Source organism: Pseudomonas sp. GW821-FHT09C08 (assembly GCF_059418125.1).
In genome coordinates this window covers 26886-50596 of record NZ_JBWKPG010000015.1, presented here as the reverse complement: position 1 = coordinate 50596, position 23711 = coordinate 26886, and the positions used below count along the sequence as shown (strand labels likewise).

Annotated in this window: 18 protein-coding genes and 2 tRNA genes; 13 read left to right on the top strand and 7 right to left on the bottom strand. The window is 59.5% G+C overall.

The genetic code is table 11. From position 1 onward, the window contains the following. The first annotated feature begins 5 nt into the window (after positions 1–5). The 13 genes from glmM (at position 6) to AC07OJ_RS29145 (ending at position 12636) form a co-directional block, all read left to right on the top strand. Positions 6–1343, top strand: a complete 1338-nt coding sequence (gene glmM, locus AC07OJ_RS29205) for a phosphoglucosamine mutase (RefSeq protein WP_065910270.1) — start codon at positions 6–8, stop codon at positions 1341–1343. Positions 1344–1409: 66 nt separating this feature from the next. Further along, entirely contained in the window at positions 1410–2165 is a 756-nt protein-coding gene (tpiA, locus tag AC07OJ_RS29200) for a triose-phosphate isomerase (RefSeq protein ID WP_058427650.1), read from the top strand. 4 nt (positions 2166–2169) lie between these two features. Continuing rightward, the gene (gene secG / locus AC07OJ_RS29195; protein ID WP_010206600.1) at positions 2170–2553 is read left to right on the top strand and encodes a preprotein translocase subunit SecG; all 384 of its coding nucleotides are present in this window, start codon (positions 2170–2172) and stop codon (positions 2551–2553) included. Positions 2554–2575: 22 nt separating this feature from the next. Continuing rightward, positions 2576–2661, top strand: a tRNA-Leu gene (locus AC07OJ_RS29190). A gap of 96 nt (positions 2662–2757) precedes the next feature. Beyond that, a tRNA-Met gene (locus AC07OJ_RS29185) sits at positions 2758–2834 on the top strand. Between the two features lie 140 nt (positions 2835–2974). Next, complete coding sequence (rimP, locus tag AC07OJ_RS29180; protein WP_003235029.1) at positions 2975–3433, top strand: ribosome maturation factor RimP; 459 nt, start codon at positions 2975–2977, stop codon at positions 3431–3433. Positions 3434–3480: 47 nt separating this feature from the next. Next, on the top strand, positions 3481–4962 hold the full coding sequence (gene nusA, locus AC07OJ_RS29175; RefSeq protein ID WP_008057419.1) for a transcription termination factor NusA: 1482 nt from the start codon (positions 3481–3483) through the stop codon (positions 4960–4962). Positions 4963–4989: 27 nt separating this feature from the next. Next, on the top strand, positions 4990–7515 hold the full coding sequence (gene infB / locus AC07OJ_RS29170) for a translation initiation factor IF-2 (RefSeq protein WP_025857113.1): 2526 nt from the start codon (positions 4990–4992) through the stop codon (positions 7513–7515). A gap of 159 nt (positions 7516–7674) precedes the next feature. Next, positions 7675–8070 (top strand): 30S ribosome-binding factor RbfA, encoded by a 396-nt coding sequence (gene rbfA / locus AC07OJ_RS29165; protein ID WP_016973761.1) that lies wholly within the window; start codon positions 7675–7677, stop codon positions 8068–8070. Between the two features lie 3 nt (positions 8071–8073). Then, positions 8074–8991, top strand: coding sequence for a tRNA pseudouridine(55) synthase TruB (gene truB, locus AC07OJ_RS29160; RefSeq protein WP_034117853.1), 918 nt, complete (start codon positions 8074–8076; stop codon positions 8989–8991). Positions 8992–9150: 159 nt separating this feature from the next. Further along, entirely contained in the window at positions 9151–9420 is a 270-nt protein-coding gene (gene rpsO / locus AC07OJ_RS29155; RefSeq protein WP_003176135.1) for a 30S ribosomal protein S15, read from the top strand. Positions 9421–9614: 194 nt separating this feature from the next. Further along, positions 9615–11720: a polyribonucleotide nucleotidyltransferase gene (pnp, locus tag AC07OJ_RS29150; RefSeq protein WP_017528788.1), complete on the top strand. Its 2106-nt coding sequence runs from the start codon at positions 9615–9617 to the stop codon at positions 11718–11720. Between the two features lie 295 nt (positions 11721–12015). Then, a complete protein-coding gene (locus AC07OJ_RS29145) occupies positions 12016–12636 on the top strand; it encodes a BON domain-containing protein (protein WP_065910272.1) in 621 nt (206 codons plus the stop codon). Positions 12637–12884: 248 nt separating this feature from the next. Here AC07OJ_RS29145 and AC07OJ_RS29140 read toward each other — a convergent pair whose 3' ends face one another. From AC07OJ_RS29140 to panB, 7 genes are all read right to left on the bottom strand, one after another. Continuing rightward, positions 12885–15815, bottom strand: a complete 2931-nt coding sequence (locus AC07OJ_RS29140; protein WP_495095700.1) for a DUF748 domain-containing protein — start codon at positions 15813–15815, stop codon at positions 12885–12887. An 87-nt stretch (positions 15816–15902) separates the two neighbouring features. Further along, positions 15903–16919: a class I SAM-dependent rRNA methyltransferase gene (locus AC07OJ_RS29135; RefSeq protein WP_065910276.1), complete on the bottom strand. Its 1017-nt coding sequence runs from the start codon at positions 16917–16919 to the stop codon at positions 15903–15905. Between the two features lie 57 nt (positions 16920–16976). Beyond that, on the bottom strand, positions 16977–17846 hold the full coding sequence (locus AC07OJ_RS29130; RefSeq protein WP_106802607.1) for an oxygenase MpaB family protein: 870 nt from the start codon (positions 17844–17846) through the stop codon (positions 16977–16979). A 6-nt stretch (positions 17847–17852) separates the two neighbouring features. Next, a complete protein-coding gene (gene acs, locus AC07OJ_RS29125) occupies positions 17853–19790 on the bottom strand; it encodes an acetate--CoA ligase (protein ID WP_495095699.1) in 1938 nt (645 codons plus the stop codon). 164 nt (positions 19791–19954) lie between these two features. Next, on the bottom strand, positions 19955–21619 hold the full coding sequence (gene pgi / locus AC07OJ_RS29120; protein ID WP_065910282.1) for a glucose-6-phosphate isomerase: 1665 nt from the start codon (positions 21617–21619) through the stop codon (positions 19955–19957). Positions 21620–21832: 213 nt separating this feature from the next. Then, positions 21833–22681: a pantoate--beta-alanine ligase gene (panC, locus tag AC07OJ_RS29115; protein ID WP_495095698.1), complete on the bottom strand. Its 849-nt coding sequence runs from the start codon at positions 22679–22681 to the stop codon at positions 21833–21835. Then, the gene (gene panB, locus AC07OJ_RS29110; RefSeq protein WP_495095697.1) at positions 22678–23478 is read right to left on the bottom strand and encodes a 3-methyl-2-oxobutanoate hydroxymethyltransferase; all 801 of its coding nucleotides are present in this window, start codon (positions 23476–23478) and stop codon (positions 22678–22680) included. The genes panC and panB overlap by 4 nt, the downstream gene beginning before the upstream one ends. Between the last annotated feature and the right edge of the window lie 233 nt (positions 23479–23711).

The following is a 23711-nucleotide window of genomic DNA, read 5'->3' as shown; positions in this document are numbered from 1 at the left end:
CACTTATGACTAAAAAATATTTTGGCACCGACGGTATCCGTGGGCGGGTCGGCGAGTTTCCGATTACTCCGGACTTCATGCTCAAGCTGGGGTGGGCGGCAGGTATGGCGTTCCGTAGCATGGGCGCCTGCCGCATCCTGGTGGGTAAGGACACTCGAATTTCCGGGTACATGTTTGAGTCCGCACTGGAAGCTGGTTTGTCCGCCGCGGGCGCCGATGTGATGCTGTTGGGGCCGATGCCGACGCCGGCTATCGCCTACCTCACGCGTACCTTCCACGCGGAAGCCGGGATTGTCATCAGTGCTTCTCACAATCCCCATGATGACAACGGCATCAAGTTTTTCTCGGGTCTGGGCACCAAGCTGCCGGATGAGATCGAGTTGATGATCGAAGAGCTGCTGGACGCACCGATGACGGTGGTTGAGTCCAGCAAGCTGGGCAAGGTGTCGCGTATCAACGACGCCTCTGGCCGCTACATCGAATTCTGCAAGAGCAGCGTACCAAGCAGCACCAATTTTGCCGGGCTGAAAATTGTTGTCGACTGCGCCCATGGTGCGACCTACAAGGTGGCCCCGAGCGTATTCAAGGAGCTTGGGGCTGATGTGACAGTGCTGTCGGCCCAGCCTAACGGGTTGAACATCAACGACAACTGTGGCTCGACGCATATGGGTCAGCTGCAGGCGGCGGTCCTGGCCGAGCATGCGGACCTGGGCATTGCCTTCGACGGTGATGGCGATCGCGTGCTCATGGTGGATCACACCGGTGCCGTGGTCGACGGGGATGACCTGCTGTTCATCATTGCTCGCGACCTGCATGAGCGTAACAAGCTGCAAGGGGGTGTCGTCGGTACGCTGATGAGCAACCTGGGGTTGGAGTTGGCCCTGGCAGATCTTGGCATTCCGTTCGTGCGTGCCAATGTCGGTGACCGCTATGTGATCGCCGAGTTGCTTGAGCGTAACTGGCAGATCGGTGGGGAAAACTCGGGGCATGTTGTTTGCTTCCAGCACACCACCACCGGTGACGCGATCATTGCTGCGCTGCAGGTGCTATTGGCCCTGCGTCGCCGTGAAGAGAGCCTGGCCCAGGCGCGCCAGGCCCTGCGCAAGTGCCCACAAGTATTGCTCAACGTGCGTTTTGCCGGTGGCGAAAACCCGATCGAGCATCCCGCTGTCAAAGAGGCGTGCGAGCGTGTGACCCTGGCAATGGCGGGGCGTGGCCGGGTGTTGTTGCGCAAGTCCGGCACAGAGCCTCTGGTGCGTGTCATGGTCGAAGGTGACGACGAAACTCAGGTTCGCGGCCACGCCGAAGACCTGGCAAAACTGGTAACTGAAGTTTGCGCCTGAATTCGGCTTGCCAGTGATGATGTGGTTGGGTAACATCTGCGCCCACTTTGACCGACGAGGTACAGCATGCGTCGCACTATGGTAGCTGGTAACTGGAAGATGCACGGTACCCGCGCCAGTGTCGCTGAGCTGATCAATGGCCTTCGTCACTTGGCCTTGCCTAGCGGTGTTGATGTCGCGGTTTTCCCGCCTTGCTTGCATATCACTCAAGTAGTTGATGGCTTGAAAGGCAAGTCGATTCAGGTCGGCGCGCAGAATTCTGCGGTGGAAGCCATGCAAGGTGCGTTGACCGGTGAGATTGCACCGAGTCAATTGGTCGATGCGGGTTGTTCCTATGTGCTTGTCGGGCACTCCGAGCGCCGTCAGATGATGGGCGAGCGTGATGGGACACTCAATCGCAAGTTCGCAGCGGCACAGGCTTGTGGCTTGATTCCAGTGTTGTGCATAGGGGAGACCCTGGAGCAGCGTGAATCGGGCAAGACTCTTGAAGTTGTCTCGCGTCAGCTGGGCAGCATCATCGAGGAACTGGGTGTTGGTGCGTTTGCAAAGGCAGTTATTGCTTATGAGCCGGTCTGGGCCATTGGTACCGGGCTGACTGCTACACCGCAACAGGCGCAGGATGTGCACGCAGCCATCCGCGCGCAGTTGGCGGCAGAGAATTCTGAAGTCGCACAAGGTGTGCGTCTTCTATACGGCGGCAGCGTGAAGGCGGCCAATGCGGTCGAACTGTTCGGCATGCCGGATATCGATGGGGGGCTCATTGGTGGAGCTTCCCTGAATGCAGATGAGTTCGGTGCGATCTGTCGCGCCGCGGGAAACTGAAAAAATGCTGGAAACAGTCGTAGTCGTTTTTCATCTGTTGGCTGCCCTGGGCGTAGTTGCCCTGGTTTTGTTGCAACAGGGTAAAGGTGCGGATGCTGGTGCGTCTTTCGGTGCAGGTGCTTCAAATACTGTGTTCGGAAGCCAAGGTTCCTCTACCTTTCTTAGTAAGTTTACTGCTATACTTGCCGCCGGTTTCTTCATAACCAGCTTGGGGTTAGGTTACTTTGCTAAAGAGAAAGCTCATGTGCTGACTCAAGTAGGTCTCCCAAACCCAGCAGTGTTGGAAGTACCAAAAGCAAAACCGGCTTCTGATGATGTCCCGGTGCTTCAAGAGCAAAAGTCGGCTACTCCAGCGACTGACGTACCTCCAGCTCAAGAGCAGAAGTAAGAAGGGTTGTAAACGCTGTATTGCCGAGGTGGTGGAATTGGTAGACACGCAACCTTGAGGTGGTTGTGCCCATAGGGTGTAGGGGTTCGAGTCCCCTTCTCGGTACCAATTATCAGGAGAGCCCGCTGTTGCGGGCTTTCTTGTAGGTGGAAGGTTACATTGACCCTGTAAGGGATCGGTCGTATACTTCCGCCCCAGCTTTGTCGCGGGGTGGAGCAGTCTGGTAGCTCGTCGGGCTCATAACCCGAAGGTCGTCGGTTCAAATCCGGCCCCCGCAACCAGTTTTAGCGGAGCCCCTTTTAAGGGGCTTTTTGTTAGCTGGACACTTTCAACGCCGCTGTTCGACGGCGTTTCAAGGATGGGCGTTTCGCCCATTTTTTTATTTTGCACAGCATGCACATACATGCACGAGGGGGTTCAGGTGTCGAGCAAGCTAGAAGAGTTGCAGGCCTTGTTGGCCCCGGTGGTCGTGGCCCTAGGCTATGAATGCTGGGGTATTGAGTTTTCGGCTCAAGGTCGCCACTCAATGTTGCGCGTTTATATCGATAAAGAGGGCGGCGTGCTGGTGGACGATTGTGCCATTGTCAGCCGTCAGATCAGCGGTGTCCTGGATGTTGAAGATCCGATCTCCGTTGAATACACCCTCGAAGTTTCCTCGCCAGGCATGGAACGCCCACTGTTCACTATTGATCAGTTTGCAAAATTTGCCGGTGAACAAGTGAAGATCAAGCTGCGATCCCCGTTCGAAGGGCGTCGCAACTTTCAGGGCCTTCTGCGCGGTGTAGAAGAACAGGATGTCGTGGTGCAGGTAGAAGACCATGAGTTCCTGTTGCCGATCGATATGATCGACAAGGCCAACATTATTCCCAGTTTTGACTGAGACGCGGATCCCGCGGATCCAATGGCTTGCGAAAGGCGAGGCGTACGATGAGCAAAGAAGTACTGCTGGTTGTTGAGTCGGTATCCAATGAAAAGGGCGTACCGGCAAACGTGATTTTTGAAGCGCTGGAGCTGGCCCTGGCCACTGCAACCAAAAAGCGTTTTGAAGACGAAGTTGATCTGCGTGTGGAAATCAACCGCCACACCGGTGCCTATGAGACTTTCCGTCGCTGGACGGTCGTCGAAGAAGCCGATCTTGATGATCCGGCCATCGAAACCTGGCCAAGCAAGGTTGCTGAAACGCACCCTGGCGCCAAGGTCGGTGATGTCGTCGAAGAAAAGATCGAATCGATCGAATTCGGCCGTATTGCTGCACAGACCGCCAAGCAGGTCATTGTGCAGAAGGTTCGCGAAGCCGAGCGCGCTCAAGTCGTTGACGCTTATCGCGAGCGCCTGGGTGAAATCATCTCCGGCACCGTGAAAAAAGTTACCCGCGACAACGTGATCGTCGACCTGGGCAACAACGCCGAAGCGTTGCTGGCCCGCGAAGACATTATCTCTCGCGAAACTTTCCGTGTTGGCGTGCGTTTGCGTGCGCTGCTCAAGGAAATCCGCACCGAGAACCGCGGCCCTCAGTTGATCCTGTCGCGTACCGCGCCGGAAATGCTGATCGAGCTGTTCCGTATTGAAGTGCCGGAAATTGCCGAAGGCCTGATCGAAGTCATGGCTGCGTCCCGCGACCCGGGTTCACGCGCCAAGATCGCGGTTCGCTCCAAGGACAAACGCATCGACCCGCAAGGCGCTTGCATTGGTATGCGCGGTTCGCGCGTCCAGGCAGTGTCGGGCGAATTGGGCGGTGAGCGTGTGGACATCGTCCTGTGGGACGATAACCCGGCGCAGTTCGTGATCAACGCCATGTCGCCGGCTGAAGTGGCGGCAATTATCGTTGACGAAGATGCCCATGCAATGGACATCGCCGTTGGCGCAGACAATCTGGCTCAGGCCATTGGTCGTGGTGGTCAGAACGTGCGTCTGGCCAGCCAACTGACCGGCTGGACCCTGAACGTGATGACCGAATCGGACATCCAGGCTAAGCAGCAAGCTGAAACCGGTGACATCCTGCGCAACTTCATCGACGAGCTGGAAGTCGACGAAGACCTGGCGCAGGTGCTGGTAGATGAAGGCTTCACCAGCCTGGAAGAGATTGCCTACGTACCGTTGGAAGAAATGCTCAACATCGACGGCTTTGACGAAGACACCGTCAACGAGCTTCGCGCTCGGGCCAAGGATCGTTTGTTGACTAAAGCCATCGCTACTGAGGAAAAGCTGGCAGACGCCCATCCGGCCGAAGACCTGCTCTCGCTTGAGGGTATGGACAAGGATTTGGCGATGGAACTGGCGGTGCGCGGCGTAATTACCCGCGAAGACCTGGCCGAGCAGTCTATTGACGATCTGCTCGACATCGACGGCATTGACGATGATCGTGCCGGCAAGTTGATCATGGCCGCCCGAGCCCATTGGTTCGAGTAATTAGGCGCGGCCTGAGGAGAGAAGTGCATGACGCAAGTCACGGTGAAACAACTGGCCGATGAGGTCAAAACACCGGTAGAGCGCCTGTTGCAGCAGATGCGTGAGGCAGGTCTGCCGCACACCGCCGCCGATGAAGGTGTGAGCGATAGTGAGAAGCAGTCTTTGCTGACTCACTTGAAGAGCAGCCACAAGGCGAAAGTGGAAGAACCGCGCAAGATTACATTGCAGCGCAAAACCACCAGCACACTGCGTGTTGCTGGTAGCAAGAGCATCAGCGTTGAAGTACGCAAGAAGAAAGTCTTCGTACAGCGCAGCCCGGAAGAAATCGAAGCCGAGCGCAAACGCGAACTGGAAGAACGTCGCGCAGTAGAAAATGCTGCTCGTCAGAAGGCTGAAGAAGAAGCCAAGCGTCGCGCCGAAGAAGAAGCGCGTCGCCAGCCTGCTGCTGCGCAACCTGCTGCCACTGAAGCAGTCGCCGCGCCAAGCGCGCCGGTAGAAGCTGTGCGTGAGGCCGCTCCGGTTGCCGCCGCACCTGCTCCTGCAGCTGACGCCCGCAAGCGCGACGAACCGCGTCGTCCAGACAAGCCACGTGCCGACGATAACAATCGTCGTGGTGGTGGCGGTGATGGCGAGCGCAAAAACGCTCCGCATCGTGCGTCGGTCAAAGAGAAAGCGCCTGCTCCACGCGTTGCCCCACGTACTACCGACGAAGAAAGCGATGGCTTCCGTCGTGGTGGTCGCGGCAAGGCCAAGCTGAAAAAACGCAACGCCCACGGTTTCCAGAGCCCAACCGGCCCTGTCGTGCGTGAAGTGAAGATCGGCGAGACCATCACTGTGGGCGATCTGGCCCAGCAGATGTCGGTCAAGGCTGCTGAAATCATCAAGTTCATGTTCAAGCTGGGTACTCCGGCCACCATCAACCAGGTACTGGATCAGGAAACTGCCCAACTGGTTGCTGAAGAGCTGGGCCACAAAGTGACCCTGGTCAGCGACACCGCCCTGGAAGATTCCCTGGCCGAGTCCCTGAAGTTTGAAGGCGAGGCTGTTTCCCGTGCGCCGGTCGTGACCGTAATGGGCCACGTTGACCACGGTAAGACATCCCTGCTCGACTACATCCGTCGTGCCAAGGTAGCTGCAGGCGAAGCCGGCGGCATTACCCAGCACATCGGCGCTTACCACGTTGAAACCGACCGTGGCATGGTGACGTTCCTCGACACCCCGGGTCACGCCGCGTTTACCGCAATGCGTGCTCGTGGTGCCAAGGCGACCGACATCGTGATCCTGGTGGTTGCAGCGGACGACGGCGTGATGCCACAAACCATCGAAGCTGTTCAGCACGCGAAAGCGGCTGGCGTGCCGCTGGTGGTTGCCGTGAACAAGATCGACAAGCCGGGCGCTGATCTCGATCGCATCCGTAGCGAACTGTCGGTTCATGGCGTGACTTCCGAAGAGTGGGGTGGTGACACTCCGTTCGTACCGGTCTCTGCGAAGATGGGTACCGGCGTTGACGAACTGCTCGAAGCCGTTCTGCTGCAAGCCGAAGTTCTGGAACTGACTGCTACCCCATCGGCTCCTGGCCGTGGTGTCGTGGTTGAGTCCCGCCTCGACAAGGGCCGTGGCCCGGTGGCGACCGTCCTGGTTCAAGACGGTACCCTGCGCCAAGGCGACATGGTGCTGGTCGGTTCGAACTACGGCCGTGTACGTGCCATGCTCGACGAGAACGGCAAGCCAATCAAGGAAGCAGGTCCAGCTATCCCGGTCGAGATCCTCGGCCTGGACGGTACGCCGGACGCTGGCGACGAGATGAGCGTGGTTGCCGACGAGAAGAAAGCCCGTGAAGTGGCTCTGTTCCGTCAAGGCAAGTTCCGCGAAGTCAAACTGGCCCGTGCTCACGCTGGCAAGCTGGAAAACATCTTCGAGAACATGGGCCAGGAAGAGAAGAAGACGCTTAACATCGTCCTCAAATCTGACGTCCGTGGTTCCCTCGAAGCGTTGAACGGCGCCCTGAACGGCCTGGGTAACGACGAAGTGCAAGTGCGCGTTGTCGGTGGCGGTGTCGGTGGTATCACCGAATCCGACGCCAACCTGGCACTGGCTTCCAACGCTGTACTGTTCGGCTTCAACGTGCGTGCCGATGCTGGCGCTCGCAAGATCGTCGAGCAGGAAGGCCTGGACATGCGTTACTACAACGTCATCTACGACATCATCGAAGACGTCAAGAAGGCCCTTACCGGCATGCTTGGCAGTGACGTCCGGGAGAACATCCTGGGTATCGCCGAAGTACGTGACGTGTTCCGCTCGCCGAAATTCGGCGCGATCGCCGGCTGCATGGTTGTCGAAGGCACCGTGTACCGTAACCGTCCAATCCGCGTACTGCGTGAAGACATCGTTATCTTCGAAGGCGAGCTGGAATCCCTGCGCCGCTTCAAGGATGACGCTTCTGAAGTACGTGCCGGCATGGAATGCGGTATCGGCGTCAAGAGCTACAACGACGTCAAGGTTGGCGACAAGATCGAAGTCTTCGAGAAGGTTCAGGTTGCTCGCAGCCTCTAACTCGCGCACTTCAGGAGCCACACGGCGTGTGGGCATGCAGATGCCCCACGCAGTGTCCGGACTCTAAACGCAACGCCCGGTCTGGCTTTTGTCAGGCCGGGCGTTTGCCGCTTTCAGACCCCACGGGTTTCACCGTGTGGCAGTAACAGGTAACAAGACATGGCAAAAGAATACAGCCGTACCCAGCGTATCGGCGATCAGATGCAGCGTGAGCTGGCCCAACTGATCCGTCGCGAAGTCAAAGATCCGCGCGTTGGCCTGGTCACCATCACCGCCGTTGAAGTGAGCCGTGACGTTGGTCACGCGAAGATTTTCATCACCGTGATGGGCCAGGACAGCAGCGAAGAAATCGCGCAAAGCATCAAGGTGCTCAACTCGGCTGCAGGTTTCCTGCGCATGCAGTTGGCCCGTGAGATGAAGCTGCGCAGCGTGCCCCAGTTGCATTTCCACTACGACGAAAGCGTCGTGCGTGGTGCGCACCTGTCGGCACTCATCGAGCGCGCCGTGGCTGAAGACAGCCAGCACCCGTCCACACCTGAAGACGCCAAGGAGTAAGCGGTGGCTCAGGTCAAACGTATTCGTCGCAATGTCAGCGGCATCATTCTGCTCGACAAGCCCATTGGCTTTACCTCCAATGCTGCGTTGCAGAAGGTTCGCTGGCTGCTCAATGCCGAGAAGGCCGGGCATACGGGCAGCCTCGATCCCCTGGCCACCGGTGTATTACCGTTGTGCTTTGGCGAGGCCACCAAGTTCTCGCAATACCTGCTCGATTCCGACAAGGGTTATGAAACCCTGATGCAACTGGGCAAGACCACTACCACGGCTGACGCCGAAGGTGATGTTCTGCAGGTTCGCGACGTGACCGTTGGTCGTGCTGATATCGAGGCTGCTTTACCCGCTTTTCGTGGAGAAATCAGTCAGATACCGCCGATGTACTCGGCTCTCAAGCGCGATGGGCAGCCTCTTTACAAGCTGGCACGTGCGGGCGAAGTAGTGGAGCGCGAACCGCGTTCTGTTACTATTGCGCGCTTGGAATTGCTCGCCTGTGAAGGTGACACTGCGCGCCTGGCCGTGGACTGCAGCAAAGGCACCTATATCCGTACCCTGGTGGAAGATATCGGTGAAAAGCTCGGTTGCGGCGCGTACGTTGCAGAGCTGCGACGTACCCAGGCCGGACCTTTCAGCCTGGCCCAGACGGTGACGCTGGAAGAGTTGGAAGCGGTTCACGCCGAAGGCGGCAATGAAGCGGTGGATCGCTTCCTGATGCCATCGGACAGCGGTTTGCTGGATTGGCCATTGCTGCACTTCTCGGAGCACAGCGCGTTCTACTGGCTCAACGGCCAGCCGGTACGTGCCCCGGATGCCCCGAAGTTCGGCATGGTGCGGGTACAGGATCATAACGGTCGCTTTATCGGTATCGGTGAAGTGAGCGAAGACGGGCGCATCGCGCCGCGTCGATTGATTCGGTCAGAATGACCGAAACCAGTTTGTGGTAAAAGCGCAGTAGATTTTACGCAAACTGGTACGAGGGTGGCTGTTAACAGGCACGGTCACTACTCATTTTTAGATACAGGGATTTGTCCCTGGCCTGTTGAGACTGCCCTTTGGGTGGTTTCCTGAAAAAAGGATTGCCTCATGGCTCTCGACGTTCAAGAAAAAGCACAAATCGTAGCTGACTATCAGCAAGCTGTTGGTGACACTGGTTCGCCAGAAGTGCAAGTTGCACTGCTGACCCACAACATCAACAAGCTGCAAGGTCACTTCAAGGCCAACGGTAAAGATCACCACTCCCGTCGTGGTCTGATCCGCATGGTAAACCAGCGCCGTAAGCTGCTGGACTACCTGAAAGGCAAGGATCTGGGTCGTTATCAGGCTCTGATCGGTCGCCTGGGTCTGCGTCGCTAATAAGCGATTGCGCTAGAGGTTGGTTGTCTGTCGTGTGTCAGTGGGATTCCCGCTGGCCCATGGCAGGCTCCCAGCCTCAAGTTTTATCTGGACACACGTTTTACCCTGGACAGCGGTCGGGCCGACTCCCGGCATTGCCCAAGAATTTCGCAAGAAGACAAGTTCCCCAAGAGCCACAAAGAAGGTAGGACACCGTGAACCCGGTTATCAAAAAATTCCAGTTCGGTCAGTCGACCGTTACCCTCGAGACAGGCCGTATCGCCCGTCAAGCCTCCGGCGCAGTGCTGGTCACCGTTGACGATGACGTCACCGTACTGGTGACCGTAGTCGGCGCGAAGACCGCTGACCCGAGCAAGGGCTTCTTCCCTCTGTCCGTTCACTACCAGGAAAAGACTTACGCTGCCGGTAAGATCCCTGGCGGTTTCTTCAAGCGCGAAGGCCGTCCTTCCGAGAAAGAAACCCTGACTTCCCGACTGATCGACCGTCCGATCCGTCCGCTGTTCCCAGAAGGCTTCATGAACGAAGTGCAGGTTGTCTGCACCGTCGTTTCCACCAGCAAGAAAACCGATCCGGACATCGCTGCGATGATCGGTACTTCGGCTGCCCTGGCCATCTCCGGCATTCCTTTCGATGGTCCGATCGGCGCAGCTCGCGTTGCTTTCCACGAGAGCACCGGTTACCTGCTGAACCCGACTTACGAGCAACTGAAAGCATCGAGCCTGGACATGGTCGTTGCCGGTACCTCGGAAGCCGTTCTGATGGTTGAATCGGAAGCCAAAGAGCTGACCGAAGACCAGATGCTGGGCGCCGTGCTGTTCGCCCACGACGAATTCCAGGCTGTCATCAAGGCTGTCACCGAGCTGGCTGCCGAAGCTGCCAAGCCAACCTGGACCTGGGCTGCTGCCCCGGAAGCCACCGAACTGCTGGGTGCTATCCGCTCCGAGTTCGGCGCAGCTATCTCCGACGCCTACACCATCACCGTCAAGGCCGACCGTTACGCTCGCCTGGGCGAGCTGAAGGATCAGGTTGTGGCCAAGCTGTCCGGCGAAGAAGGCCAGCCTTCCGCCAGCGACGTCAAAGCTGCATTCGGTGAAATCGAATACCGCACCGTTCGCGAAAACATCGTAAACGGCAAGCCACGTATCGACGGTCGCGACACTCGCACCGTGCGTCCGCTGAATATCGAAGTCGGCGTTCTGCCGAAGACTCACGGTTCGGCCCTGTTCACCCGTGGTGAAACCCAGGCCCTGGTAGTCGCGACTCTGGGTACTGCCCGTGACGCACAGCTGCTGGACACCCTGGAAGGCGAGAAAAAAGACCCGTTCATGCTGCACTACAACTTCCCTCCGTTCTCGGTGGGCGAGTGTGGTCGCATGGGTGGCGCTGGTCGTCGCGAAATCGGTCACGGCCGTCTGGCCCGTCGTTCGGTCCAGGCCATGCTGCCGGCGGCTGACGTGTTCCCGTACACCATCCGTGTTGTCTCGGAAATCACCGAGTCCAACGGTTCCAGCTCGATGGCTTCCGTGTGCGGTGCTTCCCTGGCACTGATGGACGCTGGTGTGCCGATGAAGGCACCGGTTGCCGGTATCGCCATGGGCCTGGTTAAAGAAGGCGAGAAGTTCGCCATCCTGACCGACATCCTGGGTGACGAAGACCACCTGGGCGACATGGACTTCAAAGTAGCCGGTACCGCTAAAGGTGTGACCGCGCTGCAGATGGACATCAAGATCAAGGGCATCACCGAAGAAATCATGGAAATCGCTCTGGGCCAAGCCCTGGAAGCGCGCCTGAACATCCTCGGCCAGATGAACCAGATCATTGGTCAGTCGCGTACCGAGCTGTCGGAAAATGCTCCGACCATGATCGCGATGAAAATCGACACCGACAAAATCCGTGATGTCATCGGTAAAGGCGGCGCGACCATCCGTGCGATCTGCGAAGAGACCAAGGCTTCGATCGACATCGAAGACGATGGCTCGATCAAGATCTTCGGCGAAACCAAGGAAGCGGCTGAAGCAGCACGTCAGCGCGTTCTGGGCATCACCGCTGAAGCCGAGATCGGCAAGATCTACGTCGGCAAGGTTGAGCGTATCGTCGACTTCGGCGCATTCGTCAACATCCTGCCTGGCAAGGACGGTCTGGTTCACATCTCCATGCTGAGCGATGCTCGCGTCGAGAAAGTGACTGACATCCTGAAAGAAGGCCAGGAAGTGGAAGTGCTGGTACTGGACGTGGACAACCGCGGCCGTATCAAGCTGTCCATCAAGGACGTAGCAGCAGCCAAGGCTTCGGGCGTTTAAATACCCGCAGGCTGTAAGCTGAAAAAGGGACCCTTCGGGGTCCTTTTTTTATGTCCATGAGAAAATGCCGGTAAATCAGGCGCTTAGTAAATCGAAAAAACCGCAACTTGCATGCAGCATCGGTCAGGTTCATGCAAGTTGCACGATTCCGAAAAAAGCGTGTTTTCTTAACGTATTGTTTTATAAGGATTTATTTGGATGTCGAGACTTGGCACACTGTCTGCAATATCCCTGTTAACGCTGCAGCATCAAGGTTCACACACTGCAGACTTTTAATAAAACAGGAGTTACTCGTATGAAGAAGTTCGCTCTCGCTACTGCTACCGCTCTGACCCTGGCCATGGGTGCTAACGTGGCCTTTGCCCAGACTTCCCAAGCTCCAATGACCATGGCGGCGGGTGAAGCCACCAAGGCAAAAGAAAGCGTTTCGGATACTTGGATCACCACCAAAGTTAAGTCTGATCTGCTGACCGAAAAAGGCATTCCTGGTTCGGACATCAAGGTTGAAACCAACAAAGGTGTGGTTTCCCTCTCGTCGACCGTAGCCATTTCGGATTCGCAAAAAGCGACCGCTGTAGCGATCACCAAGAAAATCAAAGGCGTAACTGCAGTTTCTGCTGATGGCCTGTTGGCTGGCGGCGCTACCAAGGCAGACAACGTCGACAAAACCAAAAGCGCAGCTGCAGGTGCCAAAGAGTCCACCTCGGACACTTGGATCACCACCAAAGTGAAAGCTGACCTGGTAACCGAGAAAGGCATTCCTGGTACCGACATCAAAGTCGAAACCAATAAGGGTGTAGTTTCCCTGTCCTCTTCGGTCGCTGTGACTGAAGCGCAGAAAACTACCGCGGTGAACATCACCAAGAAAATCAAAGGCGTTAAAGCTGTATCGGCCGATGGCCTGAAAGCAGAGTAACGCTTACCCATTCGTCTGAACTAGGCGAAGGCGGCAACGAGTGAGCTAGATATCCACTCAATGCACCTCACGAGTTCATGCGACCGGCCACAAGGATGTGGTCATTACAGGCCCCGGCATTCGTGTCGGGGCCTGTTCTATTCTGGGTCGAAATAAAATCTTAGTGCGAAAGCGGTCAGATGTGGGAGCGGGCTTGCCCGCGAATTCGGTGTGTCAGCCCATAGTGACTGACGCACCGCCTTCGCAGGCTACTCGGCATCCAGGTGCATTGGCGTCACCACCCGGCCATCCTTCTCGGCCTGGCCCAGGTTGGCATCGATGAAGTACACCCGGTCATCTTCCAACTGCCCTTTATCCACCAGGTAATCCTTGATGGTACTGGCGCGATCCTGGCCGAGCTGGCGCAGCAGCACATCACTGCTGCTCCAGAACTTGATTACACCGTCTTTCAACTTGGCCGTGCGGTCGTCGCGGCTGATGTCTTTCCACTCGGCTGGCGGCTGCTGCTTCAGGCGCGTGCGGTAGATGCCTTCCAACAGCGGGGCCTTCTCGCTTTCCGGAACCACCAACAGCGATGCCTGGGCCGGGACCTTGTCGCCGCGGCGCTGGAGCATCTTGTAGTAGTTGTATTGGTATTCACGCTCCAGGCGCTGGGAGGCAAGGAACGGGCCGTCGCTGCTGGCCGCGGCCGTGCCTTCGATTTCCAGGCGCAGGGTAGGGCGTTCCTTGAGTGCCTTGGCCAGTGTATTCAGTGCACCTTCGGCGTCCTTGCTCAATTCGCTGGAGCCGGCGGCGAAGGACACATTACCCAGGTCCTCCGAGCCTCCCCCGGTGATCAACCCGCCGATGAATTTGAACGGCGCTGTCGCCGCACGTACCACCAGGTTTCGCAGGGTCTGCCAGACGATCGGCATCACGCTGAATTGCGGGTTGTTCAAGTCGCCGGTGACCGGCAGTTCGATCGAGATCTTGCCGTCGCTGTCCTTGAGCAACGCGATGGCCAGGCGAATCGGCAGGTCCACGGCATCGGCGCTGTCGACTTTCTCACCCAACTGCAGTTGCTCGACCACCACCTTGTTTTCGGCCTTCAGTTGGCCTTTGGTGATCACGTAGTGCAAGTCGAGATTGAGACGGCCCTTGCGGATACGGAAGCCGGCGAACTTGCCCGAGTAAGGCGTCAGGGTGGTCAGCTCGACACGTTTGAAGCTGGTGGCGATATCCAGCGCCGCCATCGGATCAAACGGGTTTACGCTGCCTTTGATGGTGACGGGAGCGTAACGGTCGACCTTGCCCTTGATGTCGACGCTGGCCGGTTTGGCCTGGCGGCTGTCGATGGTGCCGATCTGCCCGTTGAGTTGTTGAATCGCCGTGGCGAAGTTGGGCGTGAGGCTGAAGTCGGCGAAGTTGGCCGAGCCGTCGTTGATCGCGATTTGCCCGACATGAATGCCCAGGGGTTTGTCTTTGCTGGCCGGTTTTGCTGCTGACTTGGCGCCACTGTTGGCCGGCTGTGGAATCAGCAGGTCATCCACGTTGGTGGTGCGGTCATCGTTGATCATGAACCGTGCATACGGTTGCAGCAGGTTGACCTTGTCAATCGACAGGCTCTCACCGTGCTGGTAGTTCACGCCTTCCAGCACCAGGCGCTGCCACTTCACGAAGTCGCGGGTCTTCAGGGTGTCGAGGGTGTGCAACTGGTCGACTTGCGCCCGGCCCGTTACCTGGAGCTTCAGCGGATCGGCGCTCTTGAGGTTGACGTCCAGATTGCTGCCGAGCATGCCGCTACGCAGTTCCAGGCGAATAAACGGGCTGATATAGGACTGCGCCACCCGAAGGTCGATGTCCTGGGTATTCACTTTCAGCTTGGCGCTGATCGGGTTGAGGTTGACCTCGCCGGTTGCCTGGATCTTGCCCTGCTTGCCCAGGCCGGAGTCGACCTTCAAGGTGAAGGGGCTCTGGTTGAGGCTGTCGAAGTTCTGCATGTCGACGTTCAACGGGCCCAGTTCAAGCGCGACGGCGGGTTTGGCCTGGCGGTCGGCCAGGTGCACTTGATAGTTGCGCAACTGCACATCCTTGAGCAGCACTTGCCAGGGTTTGCTCGGCGCGGCGGGTTCGGGTTTTGGCGAGTCGGCGGTGGCCGGTGCTGTGGCAGGTTCCGGCGCCTTGGCCGGTTTGCTCGGTTGGCTGGCGAACAGTTTCTGCCAGTCCAGTTGGCCGTCGGCTTCACGGGCGGCCCAGGTTTCCAGTTTGTTGCTGCGAATCTTGCCGATGACGACCTGCTGCTTGGCCAGGTCAACCGTGGTCTCACTGACGTCCAGGCGCTCCAGGCGCACCAGCGGGCGACCATCCGGCGCGTTGATGGCAAACGGCGCGACGCTCGCTGCGGTGTTGGTCAGGTTCAGCTCGGTCTCTTTGGCCAGGCTGAATCGGTAGTCGGTACTGAAGTTGAGTACGCCGTCTTCGAGCACCAGTGGCAAGGCGTCGCGTACATAAGGCCACCAGGCTTTCATCTTGCCGTCGGTAACCTTCAGGGTCCCTTCGGAAATGATCGGCACCAAGCTGAAATTGCCTTTCCAGTCGATCCGCCCGCCTTCAGGGCCGGCGGCCACCAAGGTCATGTCGGCGTTGTCTTCGGGCAAGGTGCTGAGGTTCTTCAGTTCGAAGTCGAGCGTGTCGTAGAGAAATTCGATAGGTTCGCTGGGGCGCAGGTCCTGAAAGTGCACATAGCCGCCCGCCAGCTTGATGCTGTCGATACGCAATGGAAACGGCTTGGCATTGGGATCGGCCGGGCTAGGCTCGCTGGGCGGCAGCTTGAACAGCTGTGCCAGGTTCAACTGGCCGGACTTGTCGAACAGCAGCTCGGTCTTGGGCTTGTCCAATTGCACATCGGCCAGGTGCAGCGCGCGAGTCCACAGGCTGTCGATCTGCAGGTTGGCGTAGAGACGCTCGAAACCCACTTGCTCCTTGCCCGGCTCGCCGATTTTCAGGCCCCATGCCGTCACTTCCAGGCTGAACGGGTTGAGCTCGATGCGCTCGATCCGGGCCGGCACCGTGGCGTAATGGGCCAGTTGTTGGTTGGCAATGCGAAGGGCGATGCCCGGCAGAATCAGAAAGCCCAGCAAGCTGTACAGGGCAAGGGCGGTCAACAGGGCGCCAGCGGCGCGAATCAATCCTTTGGGCATGGGTGACGCCATCTATGTCGAACAAGAGTGCCTTGGAGTATGGCACGGGATTTCGGTTCCGAAGTACGCGGCTTCTTGGGAAAAGTACTACAGCTGCAGGATCAGGGTCTTCAACGGCGGCTGTTGGTCTTGCGAGGGAAAGTCCGCGCCAGGTGTCATGATCTGCCAGTCGCGTACCGGCCGCCCGGCTTTCTCGGCGCAGCGCAGCACCTGGTCGCGCCAGTCGTCCATGCTGACTTTTGCGAGGTTGTTGCAGCAGATCAGCACGCCGTTGTCGGCGGTGGCGAGCAGCGCCGGCTTGAGCAGGCTCTGGTAGTCGCGCAGCAGGTCGACAGTGCCGAATGCGCTCTTGGCCCAGGCCGGTGGGTCGAGCAATACCAGGTCATATTGACGTGGCTCCAGGCGCGGGTAACTCGGCAGCTTCTGCCCACGACGTTGGGTAATCGGCAAGCCGGCCAACTGGCGAATCGCTGGGAAATAATCTGACTGCACAAACTCCATGGTCGGCAATTGCGGGTTGAGCAGGCCGTTCTCACGGCCGACCGCCAGATTGCCTTCGGCGAAGTCCAGGTTGCACACCTCGCGGGCACCGCCGGCTGCGGCACTCAAACCGACGCCACAGGTGTAGGCAAACAGGTTCAGCACGCTTTTGCCCGCGCTGTGCGCCTTGACCCAGCCACGGGTGTTGCGCAGGTCGAGGAACAGCAACGGGTCCTGCCCGGCATGCCGCCCGCGCACGCGGTAATTGAGACCCCACTCGTGGCCGATCATGTCTTCCAGCGCAGCGGGTTCGGCGCGGTACACCGTGTCTTCGCGGTCGATTCGCGAGTTGCCACGGGAGCGGTCGTTGTACACCAGCAGCAGTTCCAGGCCCAAGTGCTGGTTGATCTGTTGATGCAACGCCAGCAGGTCGCTGGTTTCCAGGCTCTGATGGAAGCTCTGCACCAGCAGTTGCGGGCCGTAGCGGTCGACGGTCAGGCCGCCGGCGCCTTCCTGGCTGCCATGGAAGAGCCGATAGCAATCGGTGCCCTGGGCATGCAGCTCGTTGATCAGGTCTTGGCGTTGATCGAGGGCGGCGCGCAGCGCCTGATTCAAGGAAGACATGGAGCGCGCCTTGCTGGGGAAATGAGGGCGCGGAGTTTAACAGTTATGCGCCACGGCCTACATCAACCCCATCCGCCGATGGGCGCGTTGCACCGAACCATTGCGCATCGCCCAACGCAGCAACGGCGCACTGCGCTTGACCCCGGCGCGGATCATCTGGCGCTGCAGCGGGCTCTGCTGTTGGTCGAGCATGGCGCTTGCCCAGTCCGGCAGCAGATCAATGCCGGCCTGCATCATCAAGGCACCGAAAGGCTTGGCCAGGTGGCTGGGCGCAGGCGCATTGAGCAGCAGGCGCAGCACTTCATGGCTGCGCTCGTCGCACAGCAGTTGAGGACGAATACGCGCCATGTAATCCGCCACTTCCTGCCGCGAGCGAGGCACATGCCGCGCGCCCAGTCGCTCGGCGACCAAGGCAATCTCGCTGTAGTAACGGTCCTGATCCCGGCCCGACAGGTGCGGGTTGCGATAGCGCAGGTGGGCCGCGAGGAAATTGCTTACCTCGGCCACGTGCACCCAGGTCAGCAGCTCCGGATCGCTGGCGGCATAAGGTCGCCCGTCCGGCGCATGGCCGACCACCTGCAGGTGAATGGTGCGGACTTTTTCGATCAGCCATTCGGCATCCTTGCGCGAGCCGAAGGTGGTCCCGGAGATGAACTGCGAAGTCCGCCGCAGCCGCCCGAGCATGTCCTGGCGGAAGTTCGAGTGATCCCACACGCCCGCCAGGGCCAGCGGGTGCAAGGCTTGCAGCATCAAGGCGCTGATGCCGCCGATCAGCATGCTGCTGAAGTCGCCATGCACCTGCCAACTGACCGAGTCCGGCCCGAACAGGCCTGGGTCGCCCTTGGGGTTTTCCAGGTCCAGCTGGCCCAGTGACAAGCCCGTCAGGCTCATCAACTGGGTTTCGATACGGCTGCGCAGAAATTCCATGGTGTCCTATCGGTTCAGGCGTTTGTCGATCAGGCCGTCGACCACACTCGGATCGGCCAGGGTGGAAGTATCACCGAGGCTGTCGAGTTCGTTACAGGCGATCTTGCGCAGGATCCTGCGCATGATCTTGCCCGAGCGAGTCTTCGGCAATGCGGGCGCCCATTGGATCAGTTCCGGCTTGGCAAAGCTGCCAATTTCCTTGCTGACCAGCTCCAGCAGGTGCTTTTTCAATGTGTCATCGGGCTCGACGCCATTCATCGGGGTGACGAACGCATAAATGCCCTGGCCCTTGACGTCATGGGGGTAGCCGACCACGGCCGCTTCGGCCACCTGGTCATGCAGCACCAGGGCGCTCTCCACTTCGGCGGTGCCGATACGGTGGCCGGACACGTTGATCACATCGTCGATGCGCCCGGTGATCCAGTAGTCGCCGTCTTCGTCGCGCCGGGCGCCGTCACCGGTGAAGTAGTAGCCGGGGTAGGGTTTGAAGTAGGTGTCGATCATGCGCTGCGGATCGCCATACACACTGCGGATCTGCCCCGGCCAACTGGCCTTGATCGCCAGCACGCCGCTGCCGGCGCCGCTGATCACCTTGCCGTGCTCATCCAGCAGCACGGGCTGTACGCCAAACATCGGCTGGGTCGCACAACCCGGCTTGATCCGCCGGGCGCTGACCAGCGGGCTGAGCATGATGCCGCCGGTTTCGGTCTGCCACCAGGTATCGACAATCGGGCAGCGCTGTTCGCCGACCGCGTTGAAATACCAGTCCCACGCCTCCGGGTTGATCGGCTCCCCGACACTGCCCAGCAGGCGCAGGCTGGCGCGGGAGGTGCTCTGCAAGGGGCCATGGCCTTCACGCATCAAGGCGCGCAGGGCGGTGGGCGCCGTGTAGAAGATGTTGACCTGGTGCTTGTCGATCACCTGCCAAAAGCGCGAGCTGTCCGGGTAACTCGGTACGCCCTCGAACATCAGCGAGGTGGCGCCATTGGCCAGCGGGCCATACACGATATAGCTGTGGCCGGTGACCCAGCCGACATCGGCGGTGCACCAAAACACCTCGCCATCGCGGTAATCGAGCACGTACTTGAAGGTCATCGCCGCCTGCAGCAGGTAGCCGCCGGTGGTGTGCAGCACGCCCTTGGGCTTGCCGGTGCTGCCGGAGGTGTAGAGGATGAACAGTGGGTCTTCGGCGTCCATGGGCTCGGGTTGGCAGTCGTCGCTTGCGGCTTCCAGGGATTGCCGATACTTCAGGTCGCGGCCTTCGCTCCAGTTCACAGTCGCGCCGGTGCGCTCGACCACCAGCACCGTACTGACGTCCGGGCAACTGGCCAGGGCCTTGTCGACATTCTGTTTCAGTGCCACCGGCTTGCCGCCGCGCACGCCTTCATCGGCGGTGATCACGGTGCGGCAGTCGGCATCGAGGATGCGGTCGCGCAAGGCATCCGGCGAGAACCCCCCAAACACCACCGAGTGCACTGCACCAATGCGCGTGCAGGCGAGCATGGCGTAGGCCGCCTCCGGGATCATCGGCATGTAGATGCACACCCGGTCACCTTTCTTCACGCCGCGGCTTTTCAGCACGTTGGCGAGCCGGGAGACGTTTTGGTGCAGTTGGCGGTAGGTGATTTTGGACGCGTTTGTCGGATCATCGCCTTCCCAGATGAAGGCCGCCTGATCGGCGCGTTGCGCCAGGTGACGGTCGATACAGTTGTAGCTGACGTTCAGTGTGCCGCCGGCGAACCACTGGGCGGCGCCGGTGTGGATGTCCGACTGCTGGACGGTGTGCCACGGAGTTATCCAGTCGAGAAAGGCCATGGCCTGTTCAGCCCAGAAAGTATCCGGCTGGTCGATGGATTGGCGATAGAGGCGCTGATAGTCCTCTTGGCTGAGTTGCGCAGCCCGGCGGACGGCATCGGCGGTGGGGAATTGGCTGAGGTCGAACATGAGCGGTCCTTATTCTTGTTTTAGGGACAAGAGGGGAGCCGTGCGACCCTCGTAGGCGCTGGCTTGCCGGCGATGGCGTCCTGAAGATCGCCATCGCTGGCAAGCCCGCTCCTAAACAGGGTGTGCTCCCGCAGGTTCAGACCGTAAGTGTAGTGCCGATCCCTTTAACCGCGGTGACGACCGCGGAAGTAGTTGATCAGGCCCTGGGTCGAAGCATCCTCGGCGGAGGTTTCTTCGGCGCCGGTCAGACGGTTGTAGACGCCCTTGCCCAGCTCCTTGCCCAGCTCCACGCCCCATTGGTCGAAGGCGTTGATGCCCCAGATCACGCTCTGCACGAACACCTTGTGCTCATACATCGCCACCAGCGCGCCCAGGCGGCGCGGGCTGATCCGTTCGACCACAAGGGTGTTGCTCGGGCGGTTGCCCGGGATCACCTTGTGTGGCGCCAGTTTCTGCACTTCGGCTTCCGGCAGGCCTTTGTCGCGCAGTTCGGCTTCGGCTTCGCTGCGGGTCTTGCCGAGCATCAGCGCCTGGCTCTGGGACAGGCAGTTGGCGTACAGCCACTGATGGTGATCGGACACCGGGTTGAAGCTGACAATCGGCACGATGAAGTCAGCCGGAATCAGTTGGGTCCCCTGGTGCAGCAACTGGTGGTACGCGTGCTGACCGTTGCAGCCGACGCCGCCCCAGATCACCGGGCCGGTATCGGTGGACACCGGCGTGCCATCCTGGCGCACGCTCTTGCCGTTGGATTCCATGTCCAGCTGTTGCAAATGCTTGGTGATGTTACGCAGGTAGTGGTCGTACGGCAGGATCGCATGGCTCTGCGCGCCCCAGAAGTTGCCGTACCACACGCCCAGCAGGCCCAGCAGCACCGGCATGTTCGACTCGAACGGGGCGTTCTGGAAGTGCTGGTCCATGGTGTAGGCACCGGACAGCAGCTCCTTGAAGTTGGACATGCCGATGGCCAGGGCGATGGGCAGGCCTATGGCCGACCACAGCGAGTAACGACCGCCGACCCAGTCCCACATCGGGAAGATGTTCTCTTCGCGAATACCGAAGGCCACCGCTGCCGCGTTGTTGCTCGATACGGCGATGAAATGGCGATACAGCTCGGCTTCCGAGCCACCCTGGGCCAGGTACCAGGCGCGGGCGGCCTGGGCATTCTTCAGGGTTTCGAGGGTGTTGAAGGACTTCGACGAGACGATAAACAGCGTGGTCTCGGCGCGCAGCTTCATGGTCAGTTCGTGGAACTCACTGCCGTCGATATTCGCCAGGTAGTGGCAGCGCACGCCTTTATGGGCGTAGGACAACAGCGCTTCGGAGACCAGCTCCGGGCCGAGGAACGAGCCACCGATACCGATGTTCACCACGTCGGTGATCGGCTTCTCGGTGTAGCCACGCCATAGGCCGTCGTGGATGCGGCCGACCAGGTCAGTGATCTGGTTCAGCACCTTGTGCACGTCCGGCATGATGTTCACGCCGTTGACCGACAGCTTGTCGCCCACCGGGCGGCGCAGTGCGGTGTGCAGGGCCGGGCGGCCTTCGGAGGAGTTGACTGGCTCGCCGGCGTACAGGGCGTCGATCGCGCCTTTGAGATTCACTTCCTTGGCCAGGCCCACCAGCAGGTCGCGGGTTTCGCTGGTGATCAGGTTTTTCGAGTAATCGAGGAAAAGTCCGCAGCTGCTCAAGGTGAACTGGGAAAAACGCTGGGGATCGGCAGTGAACGCTTCGCGCATGCTGAAATCCTGCATGGCTTGGCGATGTTGATTGAGCGCTTGCCAGGCGGGCAGAGCGGTAACGTCATGAGGAGTGCGGTAGTACGCCATCGCTGCGGGTTTCCTTTTATTACGGGGACTGCCTTTAGGACACTTCAAAGCCCGGAACGTCCAGTCTTTCATCAAGGGCGGGTTCCGGACAGCGCTAACCATAGCGCAGGGCGATTACATTAAACCTAGCGTGTCGATATGTCTTGGCTTTGTCTGCGCTGTGGCCGGTACTTTTTTATACCGGCACAGCGAGGAGGGCAACTGGCGGGGGGATCAGAGGTTCAGGTGCATGTTGTCGATGAGGCGGGTAGCGCCCAGATAGGCGGCGACCAGGATCACCACATCGCGGTCCTCGGGCGTGGCCGGGCGCAGGTTTACGCCCTGGCGCACTTCAAGGTAATCCAGGCGCAGCCCGGCGGCTTCGATCTGCCGGACCTGTTCGGCGCGCAGCGTGGCGAAATCGTGGTCACCGCCTTTGATGGCGGCGGCGATCTGGCCGAGGCTGCGGTACAGCACCGGGGCGATGGCGCGTTGCTCATCGCTGAGGTAACCGTTGCGCGATGAGAGCGCCAGGCCGTCGTCGGCACGCACGGTCGGTTCGCCGATGATCTGGATCGGCATGTTCAGGTCATGGACCATGGCGCGAATCACCGCCAGTTGCTGGTAGTCCTTCTGGCCGAACACGGCCATGTCCGGCTGGACCATGTTGAACAGCTTGCTGACCACCGTCGCCACGCCCTCGAAGTGCCCGGGACGACTGGCGCCGCACAGGCCTTCGGACAACTGCGGGACGCTGACGCGGGTCTGGCCGCTCATACCGCCGGGGTACATTTCCTCGACGGTCGGCGCGAACAACAGGTTGCAGCCGGCTTGCAGGAGCTTTTCCTGGTCCGCGGCCAAGGTCCGCGGGTATTTGTCCAAGTCTTCGCCAGCGCCGAACTGCAGTGGGTTGACGAAGATGCTCGCGACGACGAAGTCAGCCTGTTGCGCGGCTTTGGTCACCAGGGTGGCGTGGCCGCTGTGCAGGTTGCCCATGGTGGGCACGAAGCCGATGCGTTTGCCGGCTTTACGGGCATGGGCGACGGCAGCCCGCAGTTCGCGGACGGTTTTTACGGTGTTCATGCAGAGAATCCGTGTTCGGCGCCGGGGAAGGTCACGCCTTTGACTTCGGCGACATAGGCGCTCAGCGCGGCGTGGATGCTGTCCTGGCCGGTCATGAAGTTTTTCACGAATTTCGGCACGCGGCCGGTGAGCGACAGGCCGAGCATGTCGTGCAGCACCAAGACCTGGCCATCGGTGGCCGAGCCTGCGCCAATACCGATCACCGGCACTTTAACGGCCTGGGTGATTTCCGCTGCCAGTTCGCTGGGCACGCATTCGAGCAGGATCATCGCCGCGCCGGCTTGTTCCAGTGCGATGGCATCGGCACGCATCTGGCGCGCCTGGGCTTCGTTGCGGCCTTGTACCTTGTAGCCGCCGAGGATGTTCACCGACTGTGGCGTAAGGCCCATATGTGCACAGACCGGCACGCCGCGTTCAGCCAGCAGGCGAATCGACTCGGCGAGCCATACGGCGCCTTCCACTTTGACCATGTGCGCACCGGCGCGCATCAGTTTGCCAGCGTTGTGGAACGTCTGCTCGACAGTGGCGTAATCCATGAACGGCAGGTCGGCAATGATAAATGCGCCGTCGTTGCCGCGCTTGACGCTGGCGGTGTGATAGGCGAGTTCATCGGTGGTGACGGGCAGCGTGCTGTCATTCCCTTGAAGAACCATGCCCAGGGAGTCACCTACCAGCAACACTTCAACCCCGGCCTGGCAACTGGCTTGGGCGAAGGTGGCGTCATAGCAGGTGAGCATGGTGATTTTTTCACCTTTGAGCTTGAGGCTCTGCAAGGTGGTCAGGGTAATGTCTGGCATGAAAAGGGTCCTCGTTCAGGCGCTTGGAAACAGCGAGTAACGCGCGTGAGTCTTCGTTTATACAGGCGCACTGTCTTGAGAGCAGTGCTTATAAGGCCTGGATTGCGCCCTTCAGCGCCGGGTTGGCGGCAGCGGGACGCCTATAGTCGTGAGGAGGACACGGGAAGTCAATTGGATGTGTTACCGCATTGTTACGATGGCGGTGTTACCGCTGTTACTGACGCGATTCAGCA

What these genes read in the sequence shown, in the direction of transcription:
- panB (WP_495095697.1), bottom strand. Translation starts at nt 23,478, where the DNA reads ATGCCAGACATTACCCTGACCACCTTGCAGAGCCTCAAGCTCAAAGGT.
- panC (WP_495095698.1), bottom strand. Translation starts at nt 22,681, where the DNA reads ATGAACACCGTAAAAACCGTCCGCGAACTGCGGGCTGCCGTCGCCCAT.
- AC07OJ_RS29135 (WP_065910276.1), bottom strand. Translation starts at nt 16,919, where the DNA reads ATGTCTTCCTTGAATCAGGCGCTGCGCGCCGCCCTCGATCAACGCCAA.
- AC07OJ_RS29130 (WP_106802607.1), bottom strand. Translation starts at nt 17,846, where the DNA reads ATGGAATTTCTGCGCAGCCGTATCGAAACCCAGTTGATGAGCCTGACG.
- AC07OJ_RS29140 (WP_495095700.1), bottom strand. Translation starts at nt 15,815, where the DNA reads ATGCCCAAAGGATTGATTCGCGCCGCTGGCGCCCTGTTGACCGCCCTT.
- AC07OJ_RS29145 (WP_065910272.1), top strand. Translation starts at nt 12,016, where the DNA reads ATGAAGAAGTTCGCTCTCGCTACTGCTACCGCTCTGACCCTGGCCATG.
- glmM (WP_065910270.1), top strand. Translation starts at nt 6, where the DNA reads ATGACTAAAAAATATTTTGGCACCGACGGTATCCGTGGGCGGGTCGGC.
- rpsO (WP_003176135.1), top strand. Translation starts at nt 9,151, where the DNA reads ATGGCTCTCGACGTTCAAGAAAAAGCACAAATCGTAGCTGACTATCAG.
- infB (WP_025857113.1), top strand. Translation starts at nt 4,990, where the DNA reads ATGACGCAAGTCACGGTGAAACAACTGGCCGATGAGGTCAAAACACCG.
- acs (WP_495095699.1), bottom strand. Translation starts at nt 19,790, where the DNA reads ATGTTCGACCTCAGCCAATTCCCCACCGCCGATGCCGTCCGCCGGGCT.
- nusA (WP_008057419.1), top strand. Translation starts at nt 3,481, where the DNA reads ATGAGCAAAGAAGTACTGCTGGTTGTTGAGTCGGTATCCAATGAAAAG.
- rbfA (WP_016973761.1), top strand. Translation starts at nt 7,675, where the DNA reads ATGGCAAAAGAATACAGCCGTACCCAGCGTATCGGCGATCAGATGCAG.
- tpiA (WP_058427650.1), top strand. Translation starts at nt 1,410, where the DNA reads ATGCGTCGCACTATGGTAGCTGGTAACTGGAAGATGCACGGTACCCGC.
- secG (WP_010206600.1), top strand. Translation starts at nt 2,170, where the DNA reads ATGCTGGAAACAGTCGTAGTCGTTTTTCATCTGTTGGCTGCCCTGGGC.
- pgi (WP_065910282.1), bottom strand. Translation starts at nt 21,619, where the DNA reads ATGGCGTACTACCGCACTCCTCATGACGTTACCGCTCTGCCCGCCTGG.